Below are 24,781 nucleotides of genomic sequence, written 5' to 3' on the forward strand. Positions count from 1 at the left end.
ACCGTTGACCGTTGACCGTTGACCGTTGACCGTTGACCGTTGACCGTTGACCGTTGACCGTTGTTGGAAGCTAACTGCCTAAGGTAGGCTGTTTTTCAGGTCGTTTTTGAAATAGTTACTGACATCTTCATTCTTTTCATTGTATTTCGGACAACGGTCAACGGTCAACGGACAACGATCAACAGACAACGATCACCCTTCATGTTTTTTCCCTCAATTAGACTACATTCGGCTCCCGGTTAAGCGCAAGTATCACAGAGAAAAATCATCTAATCAAAAAACTGAATTGCAATGAGAAAACCCAAATTCCTGTACGAATTGGTTTTTGCGTGGGCTCTTGTTTCCGTAGCACCCAGCCTCTCCGCACAGGAAACCTTTCCTGTCAATGGAGTAGCTGATCCAAGACACGGACATTATGCCTTCACAAATGCCACGATCGTAAAAGATGGTTCTACAACCATCACCAATGCTACCCTTGTTGTTAAAGACGGAAAGATCACTGCGGTAGGCGCCGGTTTGAAAGTGCCTGCTGGTGCAGTGGAAGTAAACTGTCAGGGTAAGTATCTTTATCCATCGTTCATCGACATTTATGCAGACTATGGTATCCCCGCGGCACAACGTGCGGCTGCAGGTGGTGGCGGTTTCGGCGGCGGTTTTGGCGCCCAGGTGGCTACACCGGCAAAAGGACCTTTTGGCTGGAACCAGGCGATCAAGGCGGATGCTGATGCGACCAAACAATTCGAAGTGGATGATGCAAAAGCTAAACCTCTTCGCGATGCTGGATTCGGAACAGTGCTCACGCACGTTCGCGATGGTATCGCAAGGGGTACGGGTACCGTGGTCACACTGGCGAATGCCAAAGAGAACCTCGTGATCCTGAAAGACAAAGCTTCTGCACACTATTCGTTCAGCAGAGGAACTTCTACGCAGAGCTACCCAAGCTCCATGATGGGAACGATCGCATTGTTGCGTCAGTCTTATCTCGATGCACAATGGTACAAGTCCCAGCCTTCCAGCGAGGGATTCAACCTGTCGCTGAAATCCTGGAACGATAACCAGGGGATCCCCCAGATCTTCGAAGCCAATGATAAATGGAACAACCTCCGCGCTGACCGTATCGGCGATGAGTTTGGCGTTCAATACGTCATCAAAGGTGGCGGAAATGAGTATCAGCGTATCAGGGAAATGAAAGCGACCAACGCTACATTCATCGTGCCGCTGGAATATCCACAAGCACAGGATGTTGAAGATCCGACAGAAGCGCGCTTTGTTTCATTGAACACCATGAAACACTGGGAACTTGCTCCAACGAATGCAGCTGCATTTGAAAAAGCAGGCATTCCGTTTTGCTTAACTACTTCTGATCTCCGCAGCGTAAATACTTTCTGGGCAAATCTTCGCAAGGCGATGGACTACGGCCTGACTGAAACGAAAGCGATGGAGGCATTGACCAAAACTCCCGCTACCATTCTCGGGATCTATGATAAAGTAGGTAGCCTGGAAGCGGGTAAACTGGCGAACTTCCTGATCACATCCGGACCATTGTTCAACGAAAAAACAGTGATCCTTAAAAACTATGTACAGGGGATTGCTTATGGCGTTAAGGACGACGTAAGCGAGATCGCCGGAACTTATAACCTGACTGTTAACACGCCTGCCGGCCAGGAGAAATATACGCTTGATGTAAAAACAGCAAGTAATATCTCGATGTATGGTAAAGACACCATGAATGCCCGTTTTACGTTTGATGGCAAGCTGGTTAAACTGAGCTATGCCCCACAGACCCGTCGTCAGCGCCCTGCCGGTGCTCCTGAAGGTGGCGCTCCTGCTGGTGGTGGAAGACCTGGTGGCTTCGGTGGTGCCGGTGGCGGTGCCAATGCGGCATTGCCCGCAACAGCTGTTCGCCTGAGCGGTGTTGCAAATGGCACTGAATGGAACGGTACCGGTACGGATTCTTCCGGTACGGCTTTCAGCTGGACTGCTTCACTGATCAAAGCTGCAGAGATCAAACCTGATACAGCAACACGCAAACGCGAAGTTCCTGTTCTGGGTAAAGTGGTATTTCCTTTCGAACCATTTGGTTGGGAAGAAGACCAGGCTCCAAAACAGGAGACCATCCTGATCAGGAATGCTACCGTTTGGACGAATGAGAAAGATGGCGTTCTGCAGAATGCGGACGTTTTACTGAAAGGCGGTAAGATCGCTGGTGTAGGTAAAAACCTTTCTGACGCTGGTGCGCGTGTAATTGACGGAACAGGCAAGCATGTTACGGCTGGTATCATTGACGAACACTCACATATCGCCGCGGCATCAATCAACGAAGGTGGTCAGAGCGTAAGTGCGGAGGTTCGTATCGCAGATAACCTGAACCCTGATGATATCAATATCTATCGCCAGTTGAGCGGCGGTGTTACAAGCTCACATATCCTGCACGGATCTGCGAACGTGATCGGAGGGCAGACCCAATTGATCAAACTCCGCTGGGGAGCAAACGATGACGGTCTGAAATTCAAGAACTGGGATGGTCAGATCAAATTTGCATTGGGTGAGAACGTAAAACGCTCCAGCTCTACACAAGGCAATACCCGCTACCCGGATACACGTATGGGTGTTGAACAGGTGCTGGTTGATGCGTTCACACGTGCAAAAGACTACCAGAAAGCATGGAAAGACTATGATGCAAATAAGGGTAAGAAAGGATTTACCGGTGCTGCGCCACGTCGCGACCTTGAACTGGACGCATTGGTGGAGATCCTGAACAATAAGCGTTTTATTACTTGCCACTCTTATGTACAGAGCGAGATCATGGGATCTATCGAGGTGGCAAACAGAATGGGTTATAAATACAACACATTCACACACATCCTCGAAGGTTATAAAGTAGCCGACAAGATGAAGGAACATGGTTCTAACGCTTCTACCTTCTCTGACTGGTGGGCTTACAAAATGGAGGTTGAAGATGCGATCCCTTACAATGCAGCCATCATGCACAATGTTGGTTTGAATGTTGCGATCAATTCTGATGATGCTGAAATGGCGCGTCGTCTGAACCAGGAAGCTGCCAAGATCGTAAAGTACGGTGGTGTATCTGAAGAAGAGGCGCTGAAAATGGTAACCCTGAACCCTGCTAAAATGCTGCACGTGGATGACCGTGTTGGTAGCCTGAAAGTGGGTAAAGACGGTGATATCGTTGTTTGGAGCGATCATCCGTTGAGCATTTATGCAAAATCATTGTATACGATCGTTGACGGTACTGTATTCTTCGACCGGGCTAAAGATGCAGAATTGCAGAAACTGGTTGACGTTGAAAGAAACCGCCTGATCCGCAAAATGAACGGAGAAAAAAGAGGTGGTGCTGCGGTGATCCCTGCACAACCAAGCTACCAGCTGATGTTCACCTGCAGCGATCATGGTCACAGCCATGGTCTGCTTGTAGTGGATGCCGAAGAAGGTGACGTTTTAACTAATGAATAAAACAACTGAAATGAGAATATTATTCTTCATCTTATCAATTGGCCTGTTTGCCTCTGTTGCGAACAGCCAGTCAAACGTTCTGCCGGCCAAGCCGCAGACCGCGCCGATCTATATTAAGAATGCCACGATACACGTTGGTAATGGCAAAGTGATAGAAAATGGCACTATCAAAATTGTAGAAGGTAAGATCGCGGAAGTAGGGGCTGATGTAGCTGTTCCTGCCGGTGCGAATGTTACTGATGCAAAAGGCAAGCATGTATATCCTGGTCTGGTGCTGGCTTCCAGCAACCTTGGCCTGGTGGAGATCTCTTCAGTACGTGCATCATCGGACGTTCGTGAAATGGGAGATATGAACCCAAGCGTGCGCTCTATCGTTGCGTACAATACTGATTCAAAAGTGATCAACACGCTGCGTTCCAATGGTGTGTTAATGGCGAATATCGTACCCCAGGGAAGCCTGCTGGCAGGTTCTTCATCTGTGGTACAACTGGATGCCTGGAACTGGAAAGATGCGTCTTACGCAACTGATGAAGGTATGCATCTTTATATGCCAATGATGATGGCTCGTCCCCGTTTTGGCCGCGGCGGCGGTGGTGGTGGCCGGATGGGCGGTGGCCCTGATGGCAACACGGATCCGGTAAAAGCGGATCTTCAGAAAGTGGAAGAAGTAAAAAGCTTTTTCCGTGAAGCAAAAGCTTATAATGCGGCGACAACACATGAGGAGACCAACCTGAAACTGGAAGCAGTGAAAAACCTGTTTACCAAAAAGCAAAAGCTTTATGTACACGCGAGCACGGTTCGCCAGATGCTTGTTGCGATCGATTTTATCAAAGAGTTCGGATTTGAAGTGGTTATCGTTGGTGGCAGCGAAAGCTACCAGATCGCTGATCTGCTGAAACAGCATAATGTTTCTGTGATCCTGCAACAGCCTCACAGCCTGCCTACCGGCGAGGATGATGATGTTGATCAGCCTTACAAAACGGCTGCTGCACTGCAGAAAGCGGGCGTTCTGTTTGCGATCTCTGATGACGACAGCCAGACTCGTGGCCGCAACCTGGCCTTCAATGCCGGTACAGCCGCTGCATACGGCCTCGGTAAAGAAGAAGCCCTGGCTGCCATTACACTCAATGCTGCAAAAATGCTCGGCGTTGGTGACAAAACAGGAAGCATTGAAGTGGGTAAAGACGCCAATATCGTGATCAGTGAAGGCGATCTGCTGGATATGAAGAGCAGTAATGTGACAGATGCGTTCATTCAGGGCCGTAAGATCGATCTGAGCGATAAGCAAAAACAGTTGAACGACAGATACAATCAGAAATATAACCTGAAGAAACCGTTCTAAGGGAGATGTTAGTTTAAAAGTTTAAAGGTTTAATAGTTTAAATGTTAGCCGCGTCTTGGTCAACTTTTAAACTATTAAACCTTTAAACTTTTAACGACTTTCACGCGAACGCTCACAGGAGGAAAAAAGCAAAGGTCCCGCCAGATGGCAGGACCTTTGCTTTTTTTCAACCGTCCATTGTTGAATATGTTTAATTCCCGGAGGAATGCTTGATCAGTTTGTGTGTTATTCCGTGTTGCTGATACAAATGTATTGCAGGATTTACCATTGTGCAATAGGAAAATTACTATAAATAAGGGTTTTTCTGTACCATGTTGAGTTTCATCAACTAACAAACGTGAGATTTTTAAAAAAGATCTGATGCGGGTAGTAAAAGCTGTGTTAAAGTCTTGCTGGGGCTGAGTTTCGCCATTATTGATGGAATAAAAAAGCCCCCGGAAAGTATCCGGGGGCTTGATTTTTTCAACCGTCCATTGCTGAATATCTTGAAATCCGTGAGGATGTTTTCTTACTTATGTGCTAGTGAAATCTCGCATCGAAGGTAATGCAGAATTTACGGGTGTGCAATCGTAAAGTTACTATTTAAGGGAATTTTCTTAAAGGGAGAGACTACCTACTGTATACCATGGGCGGCCCACCACTGACTTTACTGTATGAAATGAACAACTTCCGAACCGGGAGCTTTCAGTACGGTCTGCGCGAGCTAGTCTATTGCTTGCAAACATCCGTGTACACGGTCGGGGGCTGGTGGTCCGCCTGCAGCCTTCCGTATATAAGCAAAGAGCCCCGCCAGAAGGGCAGGGCAATTTGTGTCGGTATGAAAATAAGCTTATTGTTTAACTACTCTTTCGGATGCGATCACAGTGTTTTCGCTGATCAACTGAACCAGGTACATACCTTTTGTCAGAGAAGCGGCTTCAGTGATAGCTATGTTGTTATATCCTGTAGTTACGTTGACTGCTTTGCTGGCCATTACTGCTCCATTCATGCTTACGATGCGAATGCTGATCTTTTCACGAACAGTTGAGTTATAACTGATGTTCAACTGGCTGGTGAAAGGGTTTGGAGAAGCCTGAACGCTCATGGCTGTTTTGTTAGCGAGACTCAGCGATCTTGTTTCAGAGATCGATACCTCGTTTGTTGTTTCTACTGCACGGATGCGGTAGTATACGGAGCGGTTATTTGTATTAACCTGTTTGTCTTCGAACCTGTAGTTTTTAACACCTTCGATGCTGTTGATCGTGCCGATCGTTGTGAAGTTAGCGGCATCATAGCTGCGCTGGATGTTGAATATTGTTCCAGAAGTTTGTTCTGAAGCCCATGTCAATACTGGTGTATTGTCTGTAAGGCTTGCAGTAAAGAAGTCCCATTTTACTGGTAATACGGTTGTTCTTGCTTCAGCAGCACAGGTTGACTGTGTGCGGGTAGTGTCTGGAGCAGCAAGGTTTGTCCATTTTGCGCTTGAGTTAACGTTACCGTTCTGGATGTCGAAGATGCGTGATGTGCTTGTCCTTGTCGCATCAAATATGTTCATTTTGTCGGTTCCACCGCCGTTTATACCTACAGTTCCGCTATTTTCAGTCACACCAGTGAAGTACCAGTCGCCAGTACCAGCCATTGTACCACTGTTCACGAAGTCAACACTTTTAACGACACCTGTAGAAGAGTTGGTGAGTGTACCCCAGTTAGAGATCCTGGAGTTGGAAGCGCCTCTTGCAGTAGTGCTCCAGAGAAGGCCGTTGTTATACAGGCTTGAGCTGTTTGTGATCGGGCCGTCGATAGCAAGTCCACAAGAGTTATTCAGCACGGCTCCGCTGTTGAAAGCGATGCCTTGTGACTTGAATTTACCGGCATTGTTAAGGGTAGAACCGTTTACGGCAAGGTCTCCGGCGATCTCCAACCTGTTGTTATTGGTGAGGGTCGCGTTGCTGTTCAATTGTACGGCACCGCCGCTGTACAAGGTACCTCTGTTCACTACAGTACTGGCATTGATGGCCACACCGCTTTCAAAGCGAAGGGTAGCGCCATAGTAGTTAGTCCATAACTGAGGGCCTTCATTCAGTTGCATTCCCTGTGCGAAGGTCATATTGCCGTAGTTTTCAACACTGAAGCCACCGTTAGTGCCAAACCAGTTATTGAATCTAACGGTACCAAGATTTTTCAGGGCTCCGCGTGGGTTATTGACACCGCTTGGTTGGAAGCTTGCGCCTGCGGCAACGGTAATTTTAGCACCGTTATCAAACTGGCCGATATAGCCCTGGTAAACGCCTGATCTGATGATAAGACTATCTCCTGCTGCAAGGTTATAGCTTGTGTAACCGCCATTATCTACGAGTGTGCGCTGACCGGCTGCGACAACTGTGCTTGTTAGTGCTATAGTAAGGGCAAAAAGGTTCCTGAGCGTAGAATTACACTTCATTTTCAATTTCTTTAGGGTTTCGAAAAAATTTACGGAGTTAAGTGGGTATGGTCTTTTGCGGCAGGATCTGGATTACTTATTACTTACTTCGTAATTATGGTGCAAAACTAGTGTGGGATTTACGGAGGCGCAAGAGTAAAAGTACGATTTGCCGGAAAAGATCATTTTTATTGACATTAGTCAATTAATAAGGGTAGATACTTAGTTTTTGATGGTTAACACTTAAAGAATATGGCATTTTTGTGGTCGTTCTTGGGTAGTATTTACGGTATTTTTACGGTCGTTGTTACACTATCAACGTTTAAACAATGATTTGTGGCATGCAATAATGTATTTTATATATGACCTCCGGTGGGTATGAAAAACCCCATTTTTGCGCCAGAACGACTGAGGATTTACCCTTAATGGATATTTCGGGTTTCATGTGTATGATGATGAAAGTGGTTTTAGCTGTCGGAGGGGCTGCGCAGGTTCGATCGACGGTGGGTTTATGCAGCGAAACGGGTGAGGAGCGGGGGGGACGGGATGGATGAAAGTTTAAAAGTTTAAGAGTTTAAAAGTTTAAGAGTTCACAGGTTTCAGAGGTTTCAGAGGTTTCATAGGTTCAGAGATTTAATGAAATCCAGGTGTTTATGCCTTGCCCGGGTGCGCGTTACTATTCCCGTCGCGCACTGATTCATTCGCATCCCCGCGCTGATTAAGTCATCGCCGCGCGCGCAGGCCAGAAATGGGCATACGACAGCAATCGCATTGCTGCGTTTGACTGTCGTCGCCCACTTTTCATTTGCATAATTCCACAATTCCTATCTCACTATTCCTTTTTTGATCATACTAATAAATGAAAAAAAACGCACCGCCCTTTTCAGGACTGCCCTCCTCCACCAGTCCTGAAAATGACGGTGACTAAGAAATTTCTCTGTTGTAAATATCGGTTTAGGCAGAAGGGAATCCATGGGAAAAAGACAAGATCTCCCGGGAAAATAACGGAAGTATAGCGATGAATAAACGCGCGCCAACAAAAGCTGAGAAGCTCATCTCCTGATTTTTACACCTGGTCTTTTACAAGTTCGGCCCAGTCGGTGCTGGCAATGTCGTTAAGGATCTTTCGGTATCAGATCGATGGCCGTTGGCCGTTTGCCGAAATCACGACAAAAGGAGATCTATTGAGTTTATCGAATTTCCCTGTAAGGAGAGGCCGCTTTTTTTCGGGGACTGTCAAACTGCGGAGCCGGCCATCGGCCATCGTTGATCGGCCATCGTTTGATCGGCCATCGAACAAACCCCAGACAACTCATCATTGAACTTAACGACATTGCTGTCCCCAGGGTGATCCATCCTGCGCGGCAACCTTTTACTTAGTTCATTTGAAGCGAAGACCGTGAGAAAAAGGATGTTCTTCTTTATCCGGCCCCATGAACTATACTTCCTGGCTGGGTGCGCGGGGAACGCGCCCGCATCGCTTGTTGCCGATAGTTGTGGTACGGCCAACCTTCAAGCTGTTGAACGTCCTTCCTTCAGTTTTAAACTTGATCCGTCTAATGACAACTGCATAAAAAAAACCTCCTGGTCAGGAGGTTTTCTTTATCGATGTATGTTCTTGTTTTATGACTTAAGCGTCTTTTCCATGGCAGTTTTTAAACTTCTTACCGCTACCGCAAGGGCAAAGATCATTTCTGCCAATCTTAGGCGCCACTTTAACCGGCTCCTGTTTTACAGTAGTATCAGGGCCGCCGGGCTCGAAGCGATCGCGTTCGTTTGCTGCGTAATCCTGGCCAGCCTGATCAACCTCTTCCTTATTTGCTTTCATCTTGCTATAGTCAGTCTTTTCCACGCGTCCTTCTTTCAGCGGAGCTTCCTGCTGCTGTACAGGGATGGAAGCATGCGTCAGGAATGATACGATGTCTTTATTCACATCGCCGGTCATATTCTGGAACTGCTGGAATGCTTCTACTTTATAGATCACCAACGGATCTTTTTGTTCAAGGTAAGCTGTTTGTACGCTTTGTTTAAGATCATCCATTGCACGCAGGTGCTCTTTCCATGCGTCGTCAATCACCGCGAGGGTGATCGTTTTTTCAAGGGAAGAAGTCAGCTCCACGCCTTCAGAATTAAGGGTCTTATCCAAACCAGCCAGTACGTTCAAACCTTTTCTTCCGTCAGTAAACGGAACAACTACATTCTCGATGTGAGCTCCCTGTGTTTGACGGATATTACGGAATACAGGAATTGCCTGTGTTTGTACAGATTGTTTGTGTGCGGTATAGGCAGCTGTAGCTTCGTCATACAGTTTATCTATTACCGTATTCAGATCGCCTTTTTTAAATTCTTCTTCAAGGATGGATGTATCGAGACCGAAGTTGACGATACAGGCCATTTTAAAGCCTTCGAAATCTTCCTGTTCACGGAATCCTGCGATCAGGTTTTCCGCAACGGAAGTGAAAGCGAAGTCGATATCGAGTGCGAGACGATCGCCGAATAATGCGTGCTGGCGTTTGCTATAGATCACGCTACGCTGTTTGTTCATCACGTCATCATATTCGAGCAGGCGTTTCCGGATCCCGAAGTTGTTCTCTTCTACTTTCTTTTGCGCGCGCTGAATGCTATTGCTGATCATGCTGTGCTGGATCACATCACCTTCTTTGTATCCAAGTTTATCCATCATGGAAGCGATACGTTCGCTGCCGAACATACGCATCAGGTCGTCTTCCAGTGATACATAGAATTGTGAGCTGCCCGGATCACCCTGGCGACCGGCACGGCCACGTAACTGGCGGTCTACACGGCGGCTTTCGTGGCGTTCTGTACCGATGATCGCCAAACCACCCGCTTCTTTCACCCCAGGCCCGAGTTTGATATCGGTACCACGACCAGCCATGTTGGTGGCAATGGTAACCGCTCCGGGGAAGCCGGCTTCGGCGACCACCTGTGCTTCTTTTGAGTGTTGTTTTGCGTTCAAAACATTATGCGGGATCTTCTTCTGCTGGAGCATGCGGCTGAGCAATTCACTGATCTCAACGGAGGTAGTACCTACAAGCACAGGTCTCCCTGCATTGCGTTGAGCCTCCACTTCATCAATGACCGCTTTATATTTCTCACGTTTTGTTTTGTATACAAGATCCTGTTTATCGTCACGAACCATTTTCAGATTGGTAGGGATATTCACCACATCCAGTTTGTAAATGCTCCATAGCTCTGCAGCTTCAGTTTCCGCAGTACCGGTCATACCACAAAGCTTGTGATACATACGGAAGTAGTTCTGCAGGGTAACGGTCGCATAAGTTTGTGTAGCCGCTTCGATCTTTACGTTCTCTTTTGCTTCAAGTGCCTGGTGCAAGCCGTCGCTGTAACGACGTCCTTCCATGATACGGCCCGTTTGCTCATCGACGATCTTGATCGCGCCGTCCATGATCACATACTCCACATCTTTTTCAAAGAGTGAATATGCTTTCAGTAATTGCTGTACCGTATGGATACGATCTGCTTTCTGAGAGTAGTCGTTCAGGATAGCTTCTTTGGTCTGCAGTTTCTCTTCCGCAGTGCCAGCGCCTTTTTCAATCTCAGCGAGTTTAACACCGATATCAGGGAGAACAAAGAACTCAGGATCTTCACCGCTGCGGGTGATTGCATTCAATCCTTTTTCAGTCAGGTCTACTGAATTTTGTTTTTCATCTATATGGAAGAGCAGGTCTGCATCAACGATGTGCATATTGCGCTGCTGATCCTGCAGGTAATAGTTCTCTGCTTTTTGCATTTTCACTTTGATCCCCGGCTCACTGAGAAATTTGATCAGCGGACCGTATTTGGGCAAGCCGCGGTATGCGCGGAAAAGTTGAAGGCCGCCTGTTTTAGGATCGTCTTCTCCTTTCTCGATCATTTTTTTTGCTTCATTGAGGGCAGTACGAACGATGCGTTCCTGCTCCGCGAACAGCTGCTGGATCCTTGGCTTGTGAATATGATATTGCTGATCTTCTCCGCGTGCAACAGGTCCGGAGATGATCAAAGGGGTTCTGGCATCATCGATCAGTACGGAGTCAACCTCATCCACCATTGCGAAGTGATGTTTGCGCTGTACCATTTCCTCAGGAGTATGCACCATGTTATCACGGAGATAGTCAAACCCGAATTCGTTATTGGTACCATAGGTGATATCTGCGAGATATGCCTGTCTTCTTTCCGCGCTGTTTGGCTGATGTTTATCGATGCAATCAACTCGCAATCCAAGCCATTCGAAAATAGGACCGTTCCATTCCTGGTCACGACGGGCGAGGTAATCGTTCACCGTAACCACGTGTACGCCTTCTGCCGCCAGTGCATTGAGGTAGGCTGGTAAGGTAGATACAAGGGTTTTACCTTCACCGGTCGCCATCTCAGAGATCTTACCGGAATGAAGAACTGCACCACCGATCAGCTGTACATCATAGTGAACCATGTTCCAGGTCACCTGTCCGCCGGCAGCAGTCCAGGAATTCTGGAACACTGATTTATCGCCCTGTATCGATATATAGTCTTTTTTTACACTAAGCTCTCTGTCGAGCTCTGTTGCGTTAGCAACAACTTCTGTATTTTCCTTGAAGCGGCGTGCGGTTTCTTTTACAGTTGCGAATGCTTCGGGGAGTAATTCGCCCAGCACTTCTTCGATCTTCTTATCGCGATCCTTTTTCAGCTTGTCTACTTCCTGGTAGATGGCGTCTTTACCGCCAAGATCACCAAAAGGCAGTTCTTCCGCCTGCTTGTTCTTAGCGGCAATAGCTTCATCTGTTTCCTTTAAATGTTCTTTAATGCGCTGACGGAACTCCAGTGTTTTATTACGCAGTTCATCATTACTCAACGAAGCATAGGAGGCAAAGAACTGATTGGTCTTTTCAACCAGGGGCGCGATCTTTTTTACGTCCTTATCTGATTTGTTCCCACCAAAAAGTTTCGAAAGAATACCAAGCATGATTTATCGGTTATGGGGTATTGTATGAAATCTTGTTATTTAAGCATTTAGCATGTCAAAAAAGGTGCTAATCAGGCCAATAGGCCAATTTGGCAGCTATTGGATGCGAAGGGCAAAGATAACGGGGATTTGTGGGATTTGTTGGATTAATGGGAGGAGAACGCAGCGTTCCTGCCGGTGGCAAAAAAACACCGGATCCCGCCTGCTTTTGCGGTAACTTGTGTCCCAAATCTCCCCTACTTGACAAGGCATTTCCATAAAGTTTGTTTCCCGCTGATCTTGCTGCTGACAGCCGTTTTGATCGCCTCCTGCAATAATGGTTCGCCACAGCGGGCAACTGATACGGCGGGTGATTTTTTATACCTTGACTATCAGGCGACTGGCGAAGATGGGGTAAAGGAGGCGGTTGTCCGGATCCAATTCCATCTTGCAGGGCCAGAAGGGCCTGCCTTACTGTTAGACACCCCTGCCATGGTGCTGTTTGACGGACTTCCCATGACGGAAGGCAAATCCAAAATGAATGGCGGCTATTACGAGGCGGCATTCCTGCTGGATGAAGAAAATAATGAGCATTTTATCACGTATCGCGATCAGGCGGGTCATATATATAATGATACTTTCAGCTTTCCCTTCTTCCGCGTAGTCAAAGAACTTCCTCAGGCAATAAGCCGATCTAAAGGTTTGCAAATCAACTTCTCAGCGCTTGATTCCGGAACGGAGATCCACTCGATGCTGACCGACACTTCGTTTTACGGCAGGGGAATAGACCGCGTCGATTCGGTAACCGGTAACCAGATACATTTTACTGAAACAGAACTTCTTGCGTTGGATAATGGCCCGATTCATCTCGAATTTTTCCGTGAAGAAGAGCATTACCTGCAGCGGAATGGGAGGCTGCACGGGCGTCTATACCTGTCCTATAATGTAAGCAGGGAGTTTGAGTTGGTGGGGAAGTGAGGGGAGGAGGGGTGAAGGTTTAGAGACTTTAGAACCTCCCAAACCTCCTAAACGTCCCAAACCTCATACCTTCCATTTTCCACATTCGTAAAATATCTTTTCCCTCACAAATATGGAAAATCACCATCCCGGGCATACCTTTGCGGCCATAAGAATGCAGTCCCCTGCATGGACTATTATAAACTGTTAAAGATCAACACGCAACATGCCCGGTCAGTTAAAAGAAGTACGTAACAGGATTCAATCAGTACAAAGTACACAGCAGATCACCAAAGCCATGAAAATGGTGAGTGCGGCAAAATTGCGCCGGGCTCAGGATGCTATCCTGCAGATGCGTCCTTATGCGAAGAAACTTCAGGAAATGCTGAGCAATATCGTGAGCAATAGTGAAGGTGAAGTTGGTATGTCCCTCGCGCAGGAGCGCCCGGTTGATAAGGTGTTGCTGATCGTGCTTACCAGCGACCGTGGTTTGGCCGGCGCATTCAACACCAACGTGATCAAGGCTACGAAAGCGACGATCGCTGCTAAATATGCAGCACAGCAGGCGGCAGGTAAGGTAACGATCTGGAACCTTGGTAAGAAAGGGTATGAACATTTTGCAAAACTCGGCTACAAGGCAGACGCAACCTATAAAGACACTTTCATCAACCTGTCCTTCGAGAATGTTCAGAAGATCGCTGCAGCGGCTATGAAAGCTTTCCAGGAAAAACAGTTTGACGTGGTAGAAGTAGTGTACAGCCAGTTTAAAAATGCTGCAACACAGCGTTTTGAAGTTGAACGTTTTCTGCCAATTCCGAAAGTTGAAAAGAAAGAAGGCGCCAAAAAAGCAGATTTTATCTTTGATCCTTCTCAGGAAGAGCTTCTTGCTGAGCTGATGCCAAAGATCCTTAATACCCAATTATTCAAAGCAGTACTTGATTCCCATGCATCTGAGCATGGTGCACGTATGACGGCGATGGATAAAGCGAGCACGAACGCCAATGAAATGCTTCGCAACCTGAAGATCTCTTATAACAGAGCCCGTCAGGCAGCGATCACTACAGAGCTGACAGAGATCGTGAGTGGTGCGGCCGCCCTTCAGGGATAATTAAAAAGTCAACATTAAGCATTAAAAAAGCTCCTGAGCCGGCAGTTAATCTGCCTTCAGGAGCTTTTTTAATGCTTAATGTTGACTTTTTAATTTGTTATGCACAAAGAGTCGATTTCAGCCTCAATTATGTGTATAATCTCATTTGCCCCGCTTGACATCGGTCTGTAATTTGCCCGACACTACAATAGAATTTTTGTTATGGAAATAACCAATCTGATACCGCATATTGAAGCGTTGATCTTTGCGAGCGATAAGGCGCTCACTTCGCTGGAAGTGACTGACCTTGTGAACAATGCATTCGGGTTTATGGAAGATAAGATCACCCTTGACCAGGTAGAAACTGCTCTTGAAGGTATTCAGGAGAAATACAATACCGAATTCTATCCGTTTGAAATCAGACAGAGTGGTGGCGGCTGGCAGTTCCTTACTAAAAAGGACTATCATAAAACTATCGCACAACTGAACGGCGATAAATTCCTGAAGCGTCTTTCTGCCGCTTCCCTGGAAACCCTTGCGATCATTGCCTACAAGCAACCGGTAACAAAAGGAGAAATAGAAGCTATCCGTGGGGTAAGTTCTGATTATGCTGTTCAAAAATTGCTGGAGAAAGAACTGATCGTGATCAGCGGCCGCAATGAAACTCTTCCGGGGCATCCGCTGGTATATGCAACATCCAAGAATTTCATGGACTACTTCGGGATCAATACAGCAGATGATCTGCCAAAGATCAAAGAAGTTCTTGCTGAACAATTTGTTCAGCCAACAGTGATCAAAGACACGATTGCGGAGGAAGAGGCCGGTCCTCAAAACACCGATACACCAGATGCAGAGAATGGCGAAACGCCAGCGTTTGAAAACATCAGTGGAGAAGGCGAACAAACAGAAGGGGACGGAGAAGATGAAATGATGCTGTCTGTGGCAGAAAATGGAGAATTGGTAGAGAAAAATGATGATGAGGAAGAGGATTAAGGATACTGCCGCGCCGGGTTAGCGGTTCACAAATCTTTACTTTCAGATTATCGTAATAGTATCGCAAAGAGCGCCAAGAAGTCGCAAAGAACGCAAAGAATTACCTTGCGGTTTCTGGGACTTCTTGGCGCTCTTTGCGATACTATTACGCCAAAGCACTACTGCCGGAACTTCGTTACAGGGATTTTTTTTTATCTTCGCGCGCTATGTCCGAACAACTAACTCCACAACAACTCATTGCCGCTGCGAAAGAATTCGGCACTCCCTTGTACGTTTATCATGCTGATAAGATCAAAGAACAGTATGGCAAGCTTACCACTGCTTTCAGCGGAAGTAATGTCAGATTTTTTTATGCCTGCAAGGCACTCACGAATGTGAATGTGCTCAGGTATATCGAATCGATCGGTGCATGTATAGATTGCAGCGCGATCAATGAAGTGAAACTTGCTTTATATGCAGGGTTCCCTGCCGAACGTGTGCTATACACATCAAATGGAATTGCGTTCGACGAAATAGCAGAAGCAAAAGAACTGGGTGTTAATATCAATATTGATAGCTTATCAAATCTTGAAAAGTTTGGTAAAGCTTACGGGCACACATATCCTGTAGGGATCCGTTTACGGCCCAATATCATGGCAGGAGGAAACCTGAAGATCTCGACAGGCCATGATAAGAGCAAATTCGGTATTCCTGTTGAACAGCTGGATAAGATCCTGACTGTCGTAAAGCAATACGACATTTTTATCGCTGACCTGCATATCCATACCGGCAGTGATATCAAAGATGCCGATGTGTTTGTGAAAGGCATTGAGGTTTTGTTTGATATCATCCCTCATTTCCCGGAATTGAAATCCGTCGATCTCGGTGGTGGTTTTAAAGTGCCTTACAAAGAAGGCGACGAAGAGATAGATATCAACCTGCTTGGGCGTAAAGTGAAAGAGGCATTTGACAGCCATCCGCAGGCGAAGAACCTGGAGATCTGGTTTGAGCCGGGCAAGTTCCTGGTGAGCGCGTGCGGTTACCTGCTGACGCAGGTGAATGTATTAAAGGAAACAAAAGCGACCACTTTCGCGAGTGTGAATAGCGGCTTTAATCACCTCATCCGCCCGATGTTCTATGATGCTTACCACCGGATCCAGAATATCAGCAACCCTGATGGTGCTGAAAAGAATTACTCGATCGTCGGTAATATCTGCGAAACGGACACTTTTGCCTGGGACAGGCCGATGAATGAAATCCGCGAAGGCGATTATCTCGTATTTTATAATGCTGGTGCATATGGTTTCGAAATGTCTTCCAACTTCAACTCCAGGTTCAAACCTGCAGAGGTGATGGTGAAAGGAGAAGTTATGTCTCTGATCAGAAGGAGAGATGTAATGGAAGATCTGTTGAGGAATGTGGTGGAGCAGGAAAGCGAAAGAGATTAAATGAACTGATTGGCGCAGGAATAACGCAAAGGACATAAAGAACCGCAAAGGTCGCAAAGAATATCATGATCGATAACCTTTGCGACCTTTGCGGTTCTTTATGTCCTTTGCGTTGCTCCTACGCAGTTAAATAAAAGACGGATCATTCATGTTATCCGGATTTACCACTACACCATTGCCGATGTTTACTTTTAACCCGTTTGCCCGAGATCCTCTCCCGGGTAATGTCGATTTAATTCCCCGGTCATTGTCGTTAAAAAAATTTTAATGTTATAAAACCAGTTGGTATATCAATTGCGTATGTACAATTACCAACTATTATCTCCCCTCTTTTCAACACTTACTTTTTTATCACATTCTAAATTTCTGCGTATGTCAAAGATCATTGAATCGGGCAAGGGCTTCGTATTGCCTGATGATAAAGTACAGCAGTCTGTATCGAGAAGAAAGTTCCTCGGTTATGGTGCTGCTGCTTCCGCGTTGGTAATCGGTATTGCGGCCTGCAATAAAGATGATGATAACATGCCCTCCAATGGAATAAACCTTGGTAGTGGTGATGCTGGCATTCTTAATTATGCGTATGCGCTTGAGCAATTGGAAGCTGCGTTTTATACGCAGGTGATTGCATCTCCGTATTCCGGAGGCTCTGTAGCGGAGATGGCGCTGATTAAGGATATCCGCGATCATGAGATCGCGCACCGTGAATTCTTTAAGAATGCGCTTGGCTCTGGGGCAATTCAGGCACTGGAGCCTGATTTCAGCTCAGTTAATTTTTCAAGTCGTGAAAGCGTGCTCAATACTGCCAAAGCATTTGAGGATCTTGGAGTATCCGCTTATAACGGAGCTGGTAAACTGATAGTAAAAGCAGATTACCTGGTTCTGGCCGGCAAGATCGTTTCTGTAGAAGCACGTCACGCTGCTTATATAAGAGATATTATCTCTAACGGAACTTTCGCAGACAACACCGTTGTAGATACCAACGGTCTTGATAAAAGCCGCACCCCTGCTGAAGTACTTACAATAGCAAACACATTCCTGAAAACAAAAGTTACCGGAAGTAATTTACCAACCTCTTAAACTTCATTATATGAACCTCAAACATATTTTCAACGAAATAGAAAAGGTGGATCCTGAAGTGTATGAGCGTCTGGACACCCGTCGCAGTGCAATGAAGCAGTTCAGCGGCATTGCCGGCAAACTCGCACTGGCAGCAGTTCCTATCGCACTGGGTAGTATGTTTAAAAAAGCATACGGGCAATCAAATTCTACCTTATTTAATATCCTTAACTATGCGCTTACGCTTGAATATCTTGAAGCAAAATTTTATTCAAATGCTTTGGCAGCTGCTACAGCGGGTAATCTGGCCATTCCCACAGGCGCTCCCCGTACCGCTATACAGACCATCGGTGCGCATGAAACCGCGCACGTTGCCTTTCTGAAAACCGCGATCACTTCATCCGGAGGAACAGCAGTACCTGAACCTACCTTTGATTTTTCTGCTGGTAATGGTTCGAATAACGGCCCGTTTGCAGCGGTATTCACCAACTACGCATTATTCCTTGCCGTTGCGCAGGTGTTTGAGGATACAGGCGTGCGTGCGTACAAAGGTCAGGCTGCCGAGCCAGCATTGATGGCTAATAATGATGTGCTGACTGCAGCGCTGAACATACATTCCGTGGAAGCCCGTCACGCTTCACATATCCGCCAGATGCGTAAAACAAACGGTGGGCTGGTGCCAGCTGGTGTGGACGTGAAACCTTGGATAACACTTAAGCAAAGTGGTGTGGATTCTGCGGCTGTTCAGGCAAGTTATGATGGCGAAGAAACGACCACACAAGCGACGATCCAGATCGTTAACATCAATGGTCAGACCATCTCTGCCAATGCTGCCTCTGAAGCATTTGATGAGCCGCTGACGATGCCGCAGGTGCTGGCTATTGTGGATCCTTTTATTGTGTAGGATCGTTGCACGCATGAGATTTTTTTGACCAAAGATTTTGCTGGTGTAACATAGGTGACAAATAAAAGTGCCGTCCCGGATCATACCGGGACGGCACTTTTCATTTAGTACATCTACATTTTTATCCGTTCAACTTTTGTTGTGACAGTTGTCTTGGCACTCATCGGCATACTGTTTCCCATTACTTCAGTTGCGCCATTAGAGTCTATATTGCAGATCTTCTCTTTAATGATACCGCTTGCCTTATCAGCAATGATCTGCCCGGTCATATTATTCTTCATCGTTGTGGAGGTTTCCATGCCCATCATTTCAGTAGTGGACGTAACGGTGGAAATTGTCTTGAAGTCAATGGTGATGGTAGAGTCGCTTACAGAGCTGAGCTTGTAGGTAGTAATGCCGGATTCGTTGGTCGCTTTAAACGTTTCCTGCCAGCTTTCGCCAACTGCAACACCGCCTTCGGGTAAAATGGCAAAAAAACTTGCCGAACCTTTCTGGGGAGCATATACAACGCTGGTAAGTTCTTTCAGCATATTGGCAATGATGGTAAAACGGGCATCGGGTTGTTCCAGCGCAATCTTCTCCGGTCTGACCATTAAGGTTTTACCATTTCTGTCGATGATCATATCAAACTCTTTTGATAAAATATCTTTGAATGGTTTTCCAAACTGTCCGTTCAGGTCCTTTTCATTATCTGAGTCGAACTTTCTTTTCTGGCCCATTCCATCAAAGTCGAACTGCATGCGTCTGATCTTGTGATGGAGTGTGGTATTGTCATCGGTGCTGTTTGACACTTTGTAATGGTGATCAGCGTTGCCGGCCACTTTGAAATCTATTGCCTGGCCCATCGCCTGCTGTGCGATCGTTTGGTCCAAAGAAACGTGGATGGCAATCGAGTCCCCCTGCTGGAAATCCAGTTTCGAAGTGATCTTCTGAGAAAACACCACGGAGGCGCCCAGGGTGAAAACGGATAAGGTAGCCAGTAGCTTTTGCATAATTCTCAAATTGGTGAATTATGCGAAATACGGGAATTACAGGGATATTATAGATTAGTATTTCTTAAAAGTGCCTGTCCCTGCCTGTATTATCGCGCCTTTAACGATTTGAAATCCCCTTTCTCTTTCCCTCAAACTTCTTACATTTAAGGTGCGCGAATCCTGGAACGCGTATTTCGCGATTGATGTCTTCACCTGGCGAAAATGAGTTTCCATACCGCAGTTCCCCTGATCCGTGAAATTAGCCTGTATTAACTAGCGTATTAAAATTGACGAGCATATGCCCATCCGAATGACTGATGATCCCAGGGATCCCAACCAGAATGACTACAATAATGACCGTGGCGGTAGAGGTCGCTCGAATTTTCCGGGTGGCGGAGGCCTGGGAGCGTTACTACCGCTGTTACTGGGTTTGTTCAAGGGAAAAGGAATTATAGTGCTTGTCATCCTTGCCGGCGCGGCTTATTTTTTTCTGGGCCGTGGAGGAGGTGGGTTTAATATCGGGGATGTAGCGCAGAACCTGTTTTCGCAAAGCGGATATAGTTTCAATCCTAAAGAGTTTGAAAAAGCTTCGATATATGAAGGTCAGGAAGACGATGCTTCGAAAAATCCTTTGCCGGAAGCGGTATCACTGCTGAAATTTGCCCCGCAGCGCGGTGATCAGGGACAACAGGGAAGCTGTGTTGCCTGGAGTAGTGCCTATGCAGCCAGAACTGTTCTGGAAGCGGCGTCTACGGGTGTTGATCCGAACCAGATCAAATTCAGCCCGTCTTTTATGTATAACCAGATCGGGCTGGATGATTGCCAGGGCTCCTATATCCAGCGGGCAATGGATCAAATGACCAGCCAGGGCGCATTGCCGTTAAGTGAGTTTCCTTATAACGACCAGAATTGCACCAATACGCCGAACAGCAGCCAGAAACAGCAGGCGGGCCAGTATAAGATCCACGGCTTTACAAGACTCACCAATGGTGATCGTCTTAGCTCCATTAATGTCCGCGCGGTAAAAGAGCACCTGGCCAAAGATGCTCCGGTCGTGATCGGAATGATGGTCGGGCAAAGCTTTATGCAGAACATGATGGGCCGGGAACTCTGGCAGCCGGAAGGAACGGACGCATCGCAGGTTGGCATGGGCGGTCACGCTATGTGTGTGATCGGTTATGATGACCGGAAATTTGGCGGCGCTTTCCAGATCATGAATAGCTGGGGGCCCAACTGGGGTAAAGATGGAGTGGGTTGGGTCCGCTACGGTGATTTCAAGAATTATGTAAAAGAAGCCTATGGTGTGGATCCGTTACCGAAAAGAGGGCAGGTAGCAAATATTCCACTGGAATGCACCATCGGTCTTGTGAACAATGAAGATGGCAGATATGTTCAGTTAAGGACAGCGGGTGCCAACAATTTTCAGACAGTAACACCGATCCGTCCGGGCACGCGTTTCAAAATGGCTGTAAGAAATGAAACCGAGTGTTATATCTATATTTTCGGACAGGATGAGAATGGATCGAGCTATGTGCTCTTCCCTTACCCTGAGAAAAATGGCGGTTCAAAATATTCACCCTATTGCGGGATCACCGGTTATCGTCTTTTTCCAAAAGACAAATCAATGGAAGCGGATACTATCGGAACGAGAGATTTTATAGCAGTCGTGGCAAGCAAAGAAGCATTGGATTATGATGAGATCAATGCGGCCATCAGCCGCAGCAGTCAGCCGACATATGCGGGCAAGGTAAATCAGGCCTTGCAAAAGATCCTGATCCGCTCTGCTTCTTTCAGCAACACAAATGACGGGCAGATCTATTTTAAAGTAGATGCAAACGATAACAAGGCTGTTGCGTCGATCGTGTCCTTTGATAAACAAAAATAAAAGAGTAATAATGATGAAGAAATGCATTTTAGCGCTGTCAATTTTTATCTGTGCATCAGCAGCACAGGCCCAGGACCTTTCAAAGTTCAATTTGTATAAACCAGATGAGGACGCAGAAAAAGCAATTGCAAAGACAGTAAAAGATGCGAAGGCTGCGGGTAAGCAGGTCTTTATTCAAATAGGAGGGAACTGGTGTATCTGGTGTTTACGTTTCAATGACTTTGTAAAGACTGATAAGTCGATCGATTCAATAGTAAACCAAAACTATATCGTTTATCATCTTAATTACAGCAAGGAGAACAGCAACAGCAAATTGCTGGCTAAATACGGATTCCCGCAAAGATTTGGGTTCCCCGTTTTTCTTGTACTGGATGGAAATGGTAAATTGTTGCACACACAGAACTCGAGTTATCTTGAAAGCGGTAAAACTTACGATGCAGACAAAGTGAAAGGATTCTTTTTAGACTGGACAAAGAAGTCGCTCGATCCTGCAGAATACAAAGAGAAATAATCATGAATGAACATACATCTTCGTTTATACGACTGCTGACAAACCCTTTGAAGTTCCGTTTGTTTCTATTGGCTAAATTGCCCAGTGCGTTTTTTTCCGGAGTGCGCGTTCGTTATATGGATGAAAAGCGTTGTGAAGCGAGTGTTCCTTATAAATGGTTTTCGCAAAATCCTTTCAGGTCAACCTACTTTGCCTGTCTCGCCATGGCGGGAGAACTGACCACAGGCGCATTGGGTATGGCGCATATCTATAAGAGAAAGCCATCCGTGTCAATGCTGGTGGTTAAAATGGAGGCGGCGTATTTCAAAAAAGCTACCGGCCGCACCACTTTCACCTGTGAAGATGGTGAACAATTTCGCCAGGCGATCGAAGATGCCATTGCTGCAAACGAATCGCGGACAGTAGAGGCTAAAACTACAGGGCGAAACAAAGAAGGGGAGGTTGTTTGTGAAATGATGGTCACCTGGTCATTCAAAGCCAAGAGCAAATAAAGAATTGCGCAGGCATTGCAGTATGCACTATAAAGTATCACTAAAAAACGAACAAGAATGAAAATTGCTTTCCATGGAGCCGCCCGTACCGTAACAGGCTCCAAACATCTGCTGACATTAAAGAATGGAACAAAGATCCTCCTGGATTGCGGAATGTTCCAGGGGCTTGGAAAAAATACTGATCCTCTTAACCGTGATTTTGGTTTTGATCCTGCCGAAGTAGATGTAATGATCCTCTCTCATGCGCATATCGATCATTCCGGTTTGATCCCCCGGCTTTGTAAAGAAGGGTTTCGCGGCAAGATATTTTGTACTCCGGCTACGCTCACTTTGGTCAACATCCTGCTGGAAGATTCAGGAGAGATCCAGGAAGATGATGTCAAGCATTCCAACAAGCGCCGCGCCGCGCAAGGGCTTCCTTATCTGCAACCGCTTTACACGGTCGAGGATGCGAAGCGTAGCATGGATCAGTTTGTAAAAAAGGAATATGGTAACTGGTTCCCGGTGATCGATGGAGTGGAAGCGATGTTCACGGATGCAGGCCATATCATCGGTAGCGCCTGTGTTCATCTTAAAGTAATGGAAAATGGGAAGCAGACAAGCCTAAGTTTCAGCGGTGATGTTGGGAGATACCGCGATGTCATTCTCAAATCTCCGGATGTATTTCCGCAGGCTGATTACATCCTGCTCGAATCAACTTATGGCAACAGTCTCCATGATCCGGGAGACAGCACGCCGGAGCTTTTGTTGAAGTGGATCAAATATACCTGTGGAGAAAAGAAAGGTAAGCTGATACTGCCGGCATTCAGCGTCGGCCGTACGCAGGAGATCCTGTTTGCACTGAACCAGCTGGAACTGGAGGGACATCTGCCTCCGTATGATTATTTCGTAGACAGCCCATTGAGTATAGAAGCAACTGAAGTAGTAAAAAGTTATCCTCAATACTTCAATAAGAATATCCAGAAAATACTTGCTTCCGATGATGACCCTTTCATGTTCAAAGGGCTGAAATATATCAAATCTGTTGAACAGTCAAAACTGCTGAACTATCGCAATGAACCGATGGTGATCATTTCTGCAAGTGGAATGGCAGATGCCGGACGTGTAAAACATCATATCAGTAATACGATCGAAAACAGCCGCAACAGTATTGTACTTACCGGTTATTGCGAGCCAACCTCTCTCGGCGGCAGACTGATGGCGGGCGCGAAAGAAGTAAGCATCTTTGGCGTGGAGCACCAGGTAAACGCGGAGATAGGATCGATCAGGAGCATGAGTGCGCATGGAGATTATGAAGACCTGAGCCAATGGCTTGCCTGCCAGGACCCCCGTCAGGTAAAGACGCTTTTCCTCGTGCATGGCGAGTACGATGTACAACAGGAATTCAGAAAACGGCTGGTAAAGAAAGATTTCCTTGACGTGCAAATTCCGGAGAGACATTATGAGATCGGATTAACGTAATACGTTAAGGAAACAATAAAGAGAATGAACATGCCGGGGCCTGCTGTCCCGGCTTTTTTCGTCCCTTACCGGTAAAAATTATCCGGTAAAACAACAAGTGCTGGAAGAAAGACCACAGTTTGCCACCCCGGGAAACTCCTGTGTATTGATATCCAATGACTAGCAACTTTCACAAGTTGTTAATAAACGCGGCACCATTTTTTTCGTTTATATACTGGACATTTTTCAAAAACAGTATTTAAAGGAAAAGGAGATTCTATGAAGAAGAGTTGGTCGCTGTGGAGCTTGAGTTTGGGTATTGTCTTCTTGCTTGCAAGTTGTACTCCCTCAGCGCATATTGAAAAAGACGATACGACTGATTTTACTCAGTACAAAACGTTTGCATGGATAGAAAAGGATGGAAAAGCAAAGGCTAACAACAACAATAGCCTGGCGGAACAAAAGATCAAAGATGCTGTCAACCAGGAACTTCAGAAGACAGCAGGCTGGAAGGAAGCAAAAAGAAACCCGGATGTGTTACTAAGCTATGATGTGTTGGTGGAAAGGTCTGTGAAACAAACAACAGATCCTGTGTATTCAAGACCTTTTACCCGTACTTTCTATAATCCATATTCACGCAGGTTTATTAATGTTTGGTATCCCTCGCAATTCATGGGGTATGATAACAGTGATGTGCCGGTGCGGGAAGGTACGGTCACCATCTCAATGATCGATGCAGATTCAGACAAGACTGTTTGGCAGGGCTGGTCAACTGCGGAAGTAGACAGCCGTAAAATGACGTCAAAGGAAATCCAAAGCAGTGTAAAAGCCATCTTCCGGAAGTTTGATATAGCTAAGAGATAGGAAAAGAGGATGGTTTAAAAAAAATTTCGACAAGGACGG

The 24,781-nt window shown here is 46.3% G+C and carries 16 protein-coding genes; 13 read left to right on the top strand and 3 right to left on the bottom strand.

What is annotated here, in order from left to right:
• The first annotated feature begins 291 nt into the window (after positions 1 to 291).
• Together LZZ85_RS24155 and LZZ85_RS24160 are read left to right on the top strand one after the other, a co-directional pair.
• Entirely contained in the window at positions 292 to 3,474 is a 3,183-nt protein-coding gene (locus tag LZZ85_RS24155) for an amidohydrolase family protein (RefSeq protein WP_237876155.1), read from the top strand.
• 10 nt (positions 3,475 to 3,484) lie between these two features.
• A complete protein-coding gene (locus LZZ85_RS24160) occupies positions 3,485 to 4,816 on the top strand; it encodes an amidohydrolase family protein (RefSeq protein WP_237876157.1) in 1,332 nt (443 codons plus the stop codon).
• A gap of 829 nt (positions 4,817 to 5,645) precedes the next feature.
• On the opposite strand, the gene LZZ85_RS24165 is transcribed toward LZZ85_RS24160, so the two are convergent.
• Both LZZ85_RS24165 and secA read right to left on the bottom strand, forming a co-directional pair.
• Positions 5,646 to 7,235, bottom strand: coding sequence for a T9SS type A sorting domain-containing protein (locus LZZ85_RS24165; RefSeq protein ID WP_237876159.1), 1,590 nt, complete (start codon positions 7,233 to 7,235; stop codon positions 5,646 to 5,648).
• A 1,609-nt stretch (positions 7,236 to 8,844) separates the two neighbouring features.
• A complete protein-coding gene (gene secA / locus LZZ85_RS24170) occupies positions 8,845 to 12,174 on the bottom strand; it encodes a preprotein translocase subunit SecA (protein WP_237876161.1) in 3,330 nt (1,109 codons plus the stop codon).
• A gap of 240 nt (positions 12,175 to 12,414) precedes the next feature.
• On the opposite strand from secA, the gene LZZ85_RS24175 reads away from it, so the two are divergent.
• From LZZ85_RS24175 to LZZ85_RS24200, 6 genes are all read left to right on the top strand, one after another.
• Entirely contained in the window at positions 12,415 to 13,131 is a 717-nt protein-coding gene (locus LZZ85_RS24175; RefSeq protein WP_237876163.1) for a hypothetical protein, read from the top strand.
• Between the two features lie 205 nt (positions 13,132 to 13,336).
• A complete protein-coding gene (gene atpG / locus LZZ85_RS24180; protein ID WP_237876165.1) occupies positions 13,337 to 14,218 on the top strand; it encodes an ATP synthase F1 subunit gamma in 882 nt (293 codons plus the stop codon).
• Between the two features lie 201 nt (positions 14,219 to 14,419).
• The gene (gene scpB, locus LZZ85_RS24185; protein ID WP_237876167.1) at positions 14,420 to 15,190 is read left to right on the top strand and encodes an SMC-Scp complex subunit ScpB; all 771 of its coding nucleotides are present in this window, start codon (positions 14,420 to 14,422) and stop codon (positions 15,188 to 15,190) included.
• A gap of 206 nt (positions 15,191 to 15,396) precedes the next feature.
• Positions 15,397 to 16,617 (top strand): diaminopimelate decarboxylase, encoded by a 1,221-nt coding sequence (gene lysA, locus LZZ85_RS24190; protein WP_237876168.1) that lies wholly within the window; start codon positions 15,397 to 15,399, stop codon positions 16,615 to 16,617.
• Positions 16,618 to 16,989: 372 nt separating this feature from the next.
• Positions 16,990 to 17,694 carry a ferritin-like domain-containing protein gene (locus LZZ85_RS24195; RefSeq protein ID WP_237876170.1) on the top strand — a complete coding sequence of 235 codons (705 nt, stop codon included), beginning with the start codon at positions 16,990 to 16,992 and terminating at the stop codon, positions 17,692 to 17,694.
• 10 nt (positions 17,695 to 17,704) lie between these two features.
• Complete coding sequence (locus LZZ85_RS24200) at positions 17,705 to 18,577, top strand: ferritin-like domain-containing protein (RefSeq protein ID WP_237876171.1); 873 nt, start codon at positions 17,705 to 17,707, stop codon at positions 18,575 to 18,577.
• A gap of 113 nt (positions 18,578 to 18,690) precedes the next feature.
• Here LZZ85_RS24200 and LZZ85_RS24205 read toward each other — a convergent pair whose 3' ends face one another.
• Positions 18,691 to 19,569 (bottom strand): DUF6263 family protein, encoded by an 879-nt coding sequence (locus LZZ85_RS24205; protein ID WP_237876173.1) that lies wholly within the window; start codon positions 19,567 to 19,569, stop codon positions 18,691 to 18,693.
• Between the two features lie 280 nt (positions 19,570 to 19,849).
• Between LZZ85_RS24205 and LZZ85_RS24210 the strand changes: the two genes are divergently transcribed.
• The 5 genes from LZZ85_RS24210 (at position 19,850) to LZZ85_RS24230 (ending at position 24,742) form a co-directional block, all read left to right on the top strand.
• A complete protein-coding gene (locus LZZ85_RS24210; protein ID WP_237876175.1) occupies positions 19,850 to 21,436 on the top strand; it encodes a C1 family peptidase in 1,587 nt (528 codons plus the stop codon).
• Positions 21,437 to 21,446: 10 nt separating this feature from the next.
• Positions 21,447 to 21,947, top strand: coding sequence for a thioredoxin family protein (locus LZZ85_RS24215; RefSeq protein ID WP_237876176.1), 501 nt, complete (start codon positions 21,447 to 21,449; stop codon positions 21,945 to 21,947).
• Between the two features lie 2 nt (positions 21,948 to 21,949).
• Positions 21,950 to 22,438 (top strand): DUF4442 domain-containing protein, encoded by a 489-nt coding sequence (locus tag LZZ85_RS24220; protein WP_237876177.1) that lies wholly within the window; start codon positions 21,950 to 21,952, stop codon positions 22,436 to 22,438.
• A 57-nt stretch (positions 22,439 to 22,495) separates the two neighbouring features.
• Positions 22,496 to 23,899, top strand: a complete 1,404-nt coding sequence (locus LZZ85_RS24225) for an MBL fold metallo-hydrolase RNA specificity domain-containing protein (protein ID WP_237876178.1) — start codon at positions 22,496 to 22,498, stop codon at positions 23,897 to 23,899.
• Between the two features lie 258 nt (positions 23,900 to 24,157).
• A complete protein-coding gene (locus LZZ85_RS24230; RefSeq protein WP_237876180.1) occupies positions 24,158 to 24,742 on the top strand; it encodes a DUF4136 domain-containing protein in 585 nt (194 codons plus the stop codon).
• Positions 24,743 to 24,781 lie beyond the last annotated feature (39 nt).

Source organism: Terrimonas ginsenosidimutans, assembly GCF_022012415.1.
Taxonomy (GTDB): domain Bacteria; phylum Bacteroidota; class Bacteroidia; order Chitinophagales; family Chitinophagaceae; genus Terrimonas_A; species Terrimonas_A ginsenosidimutans.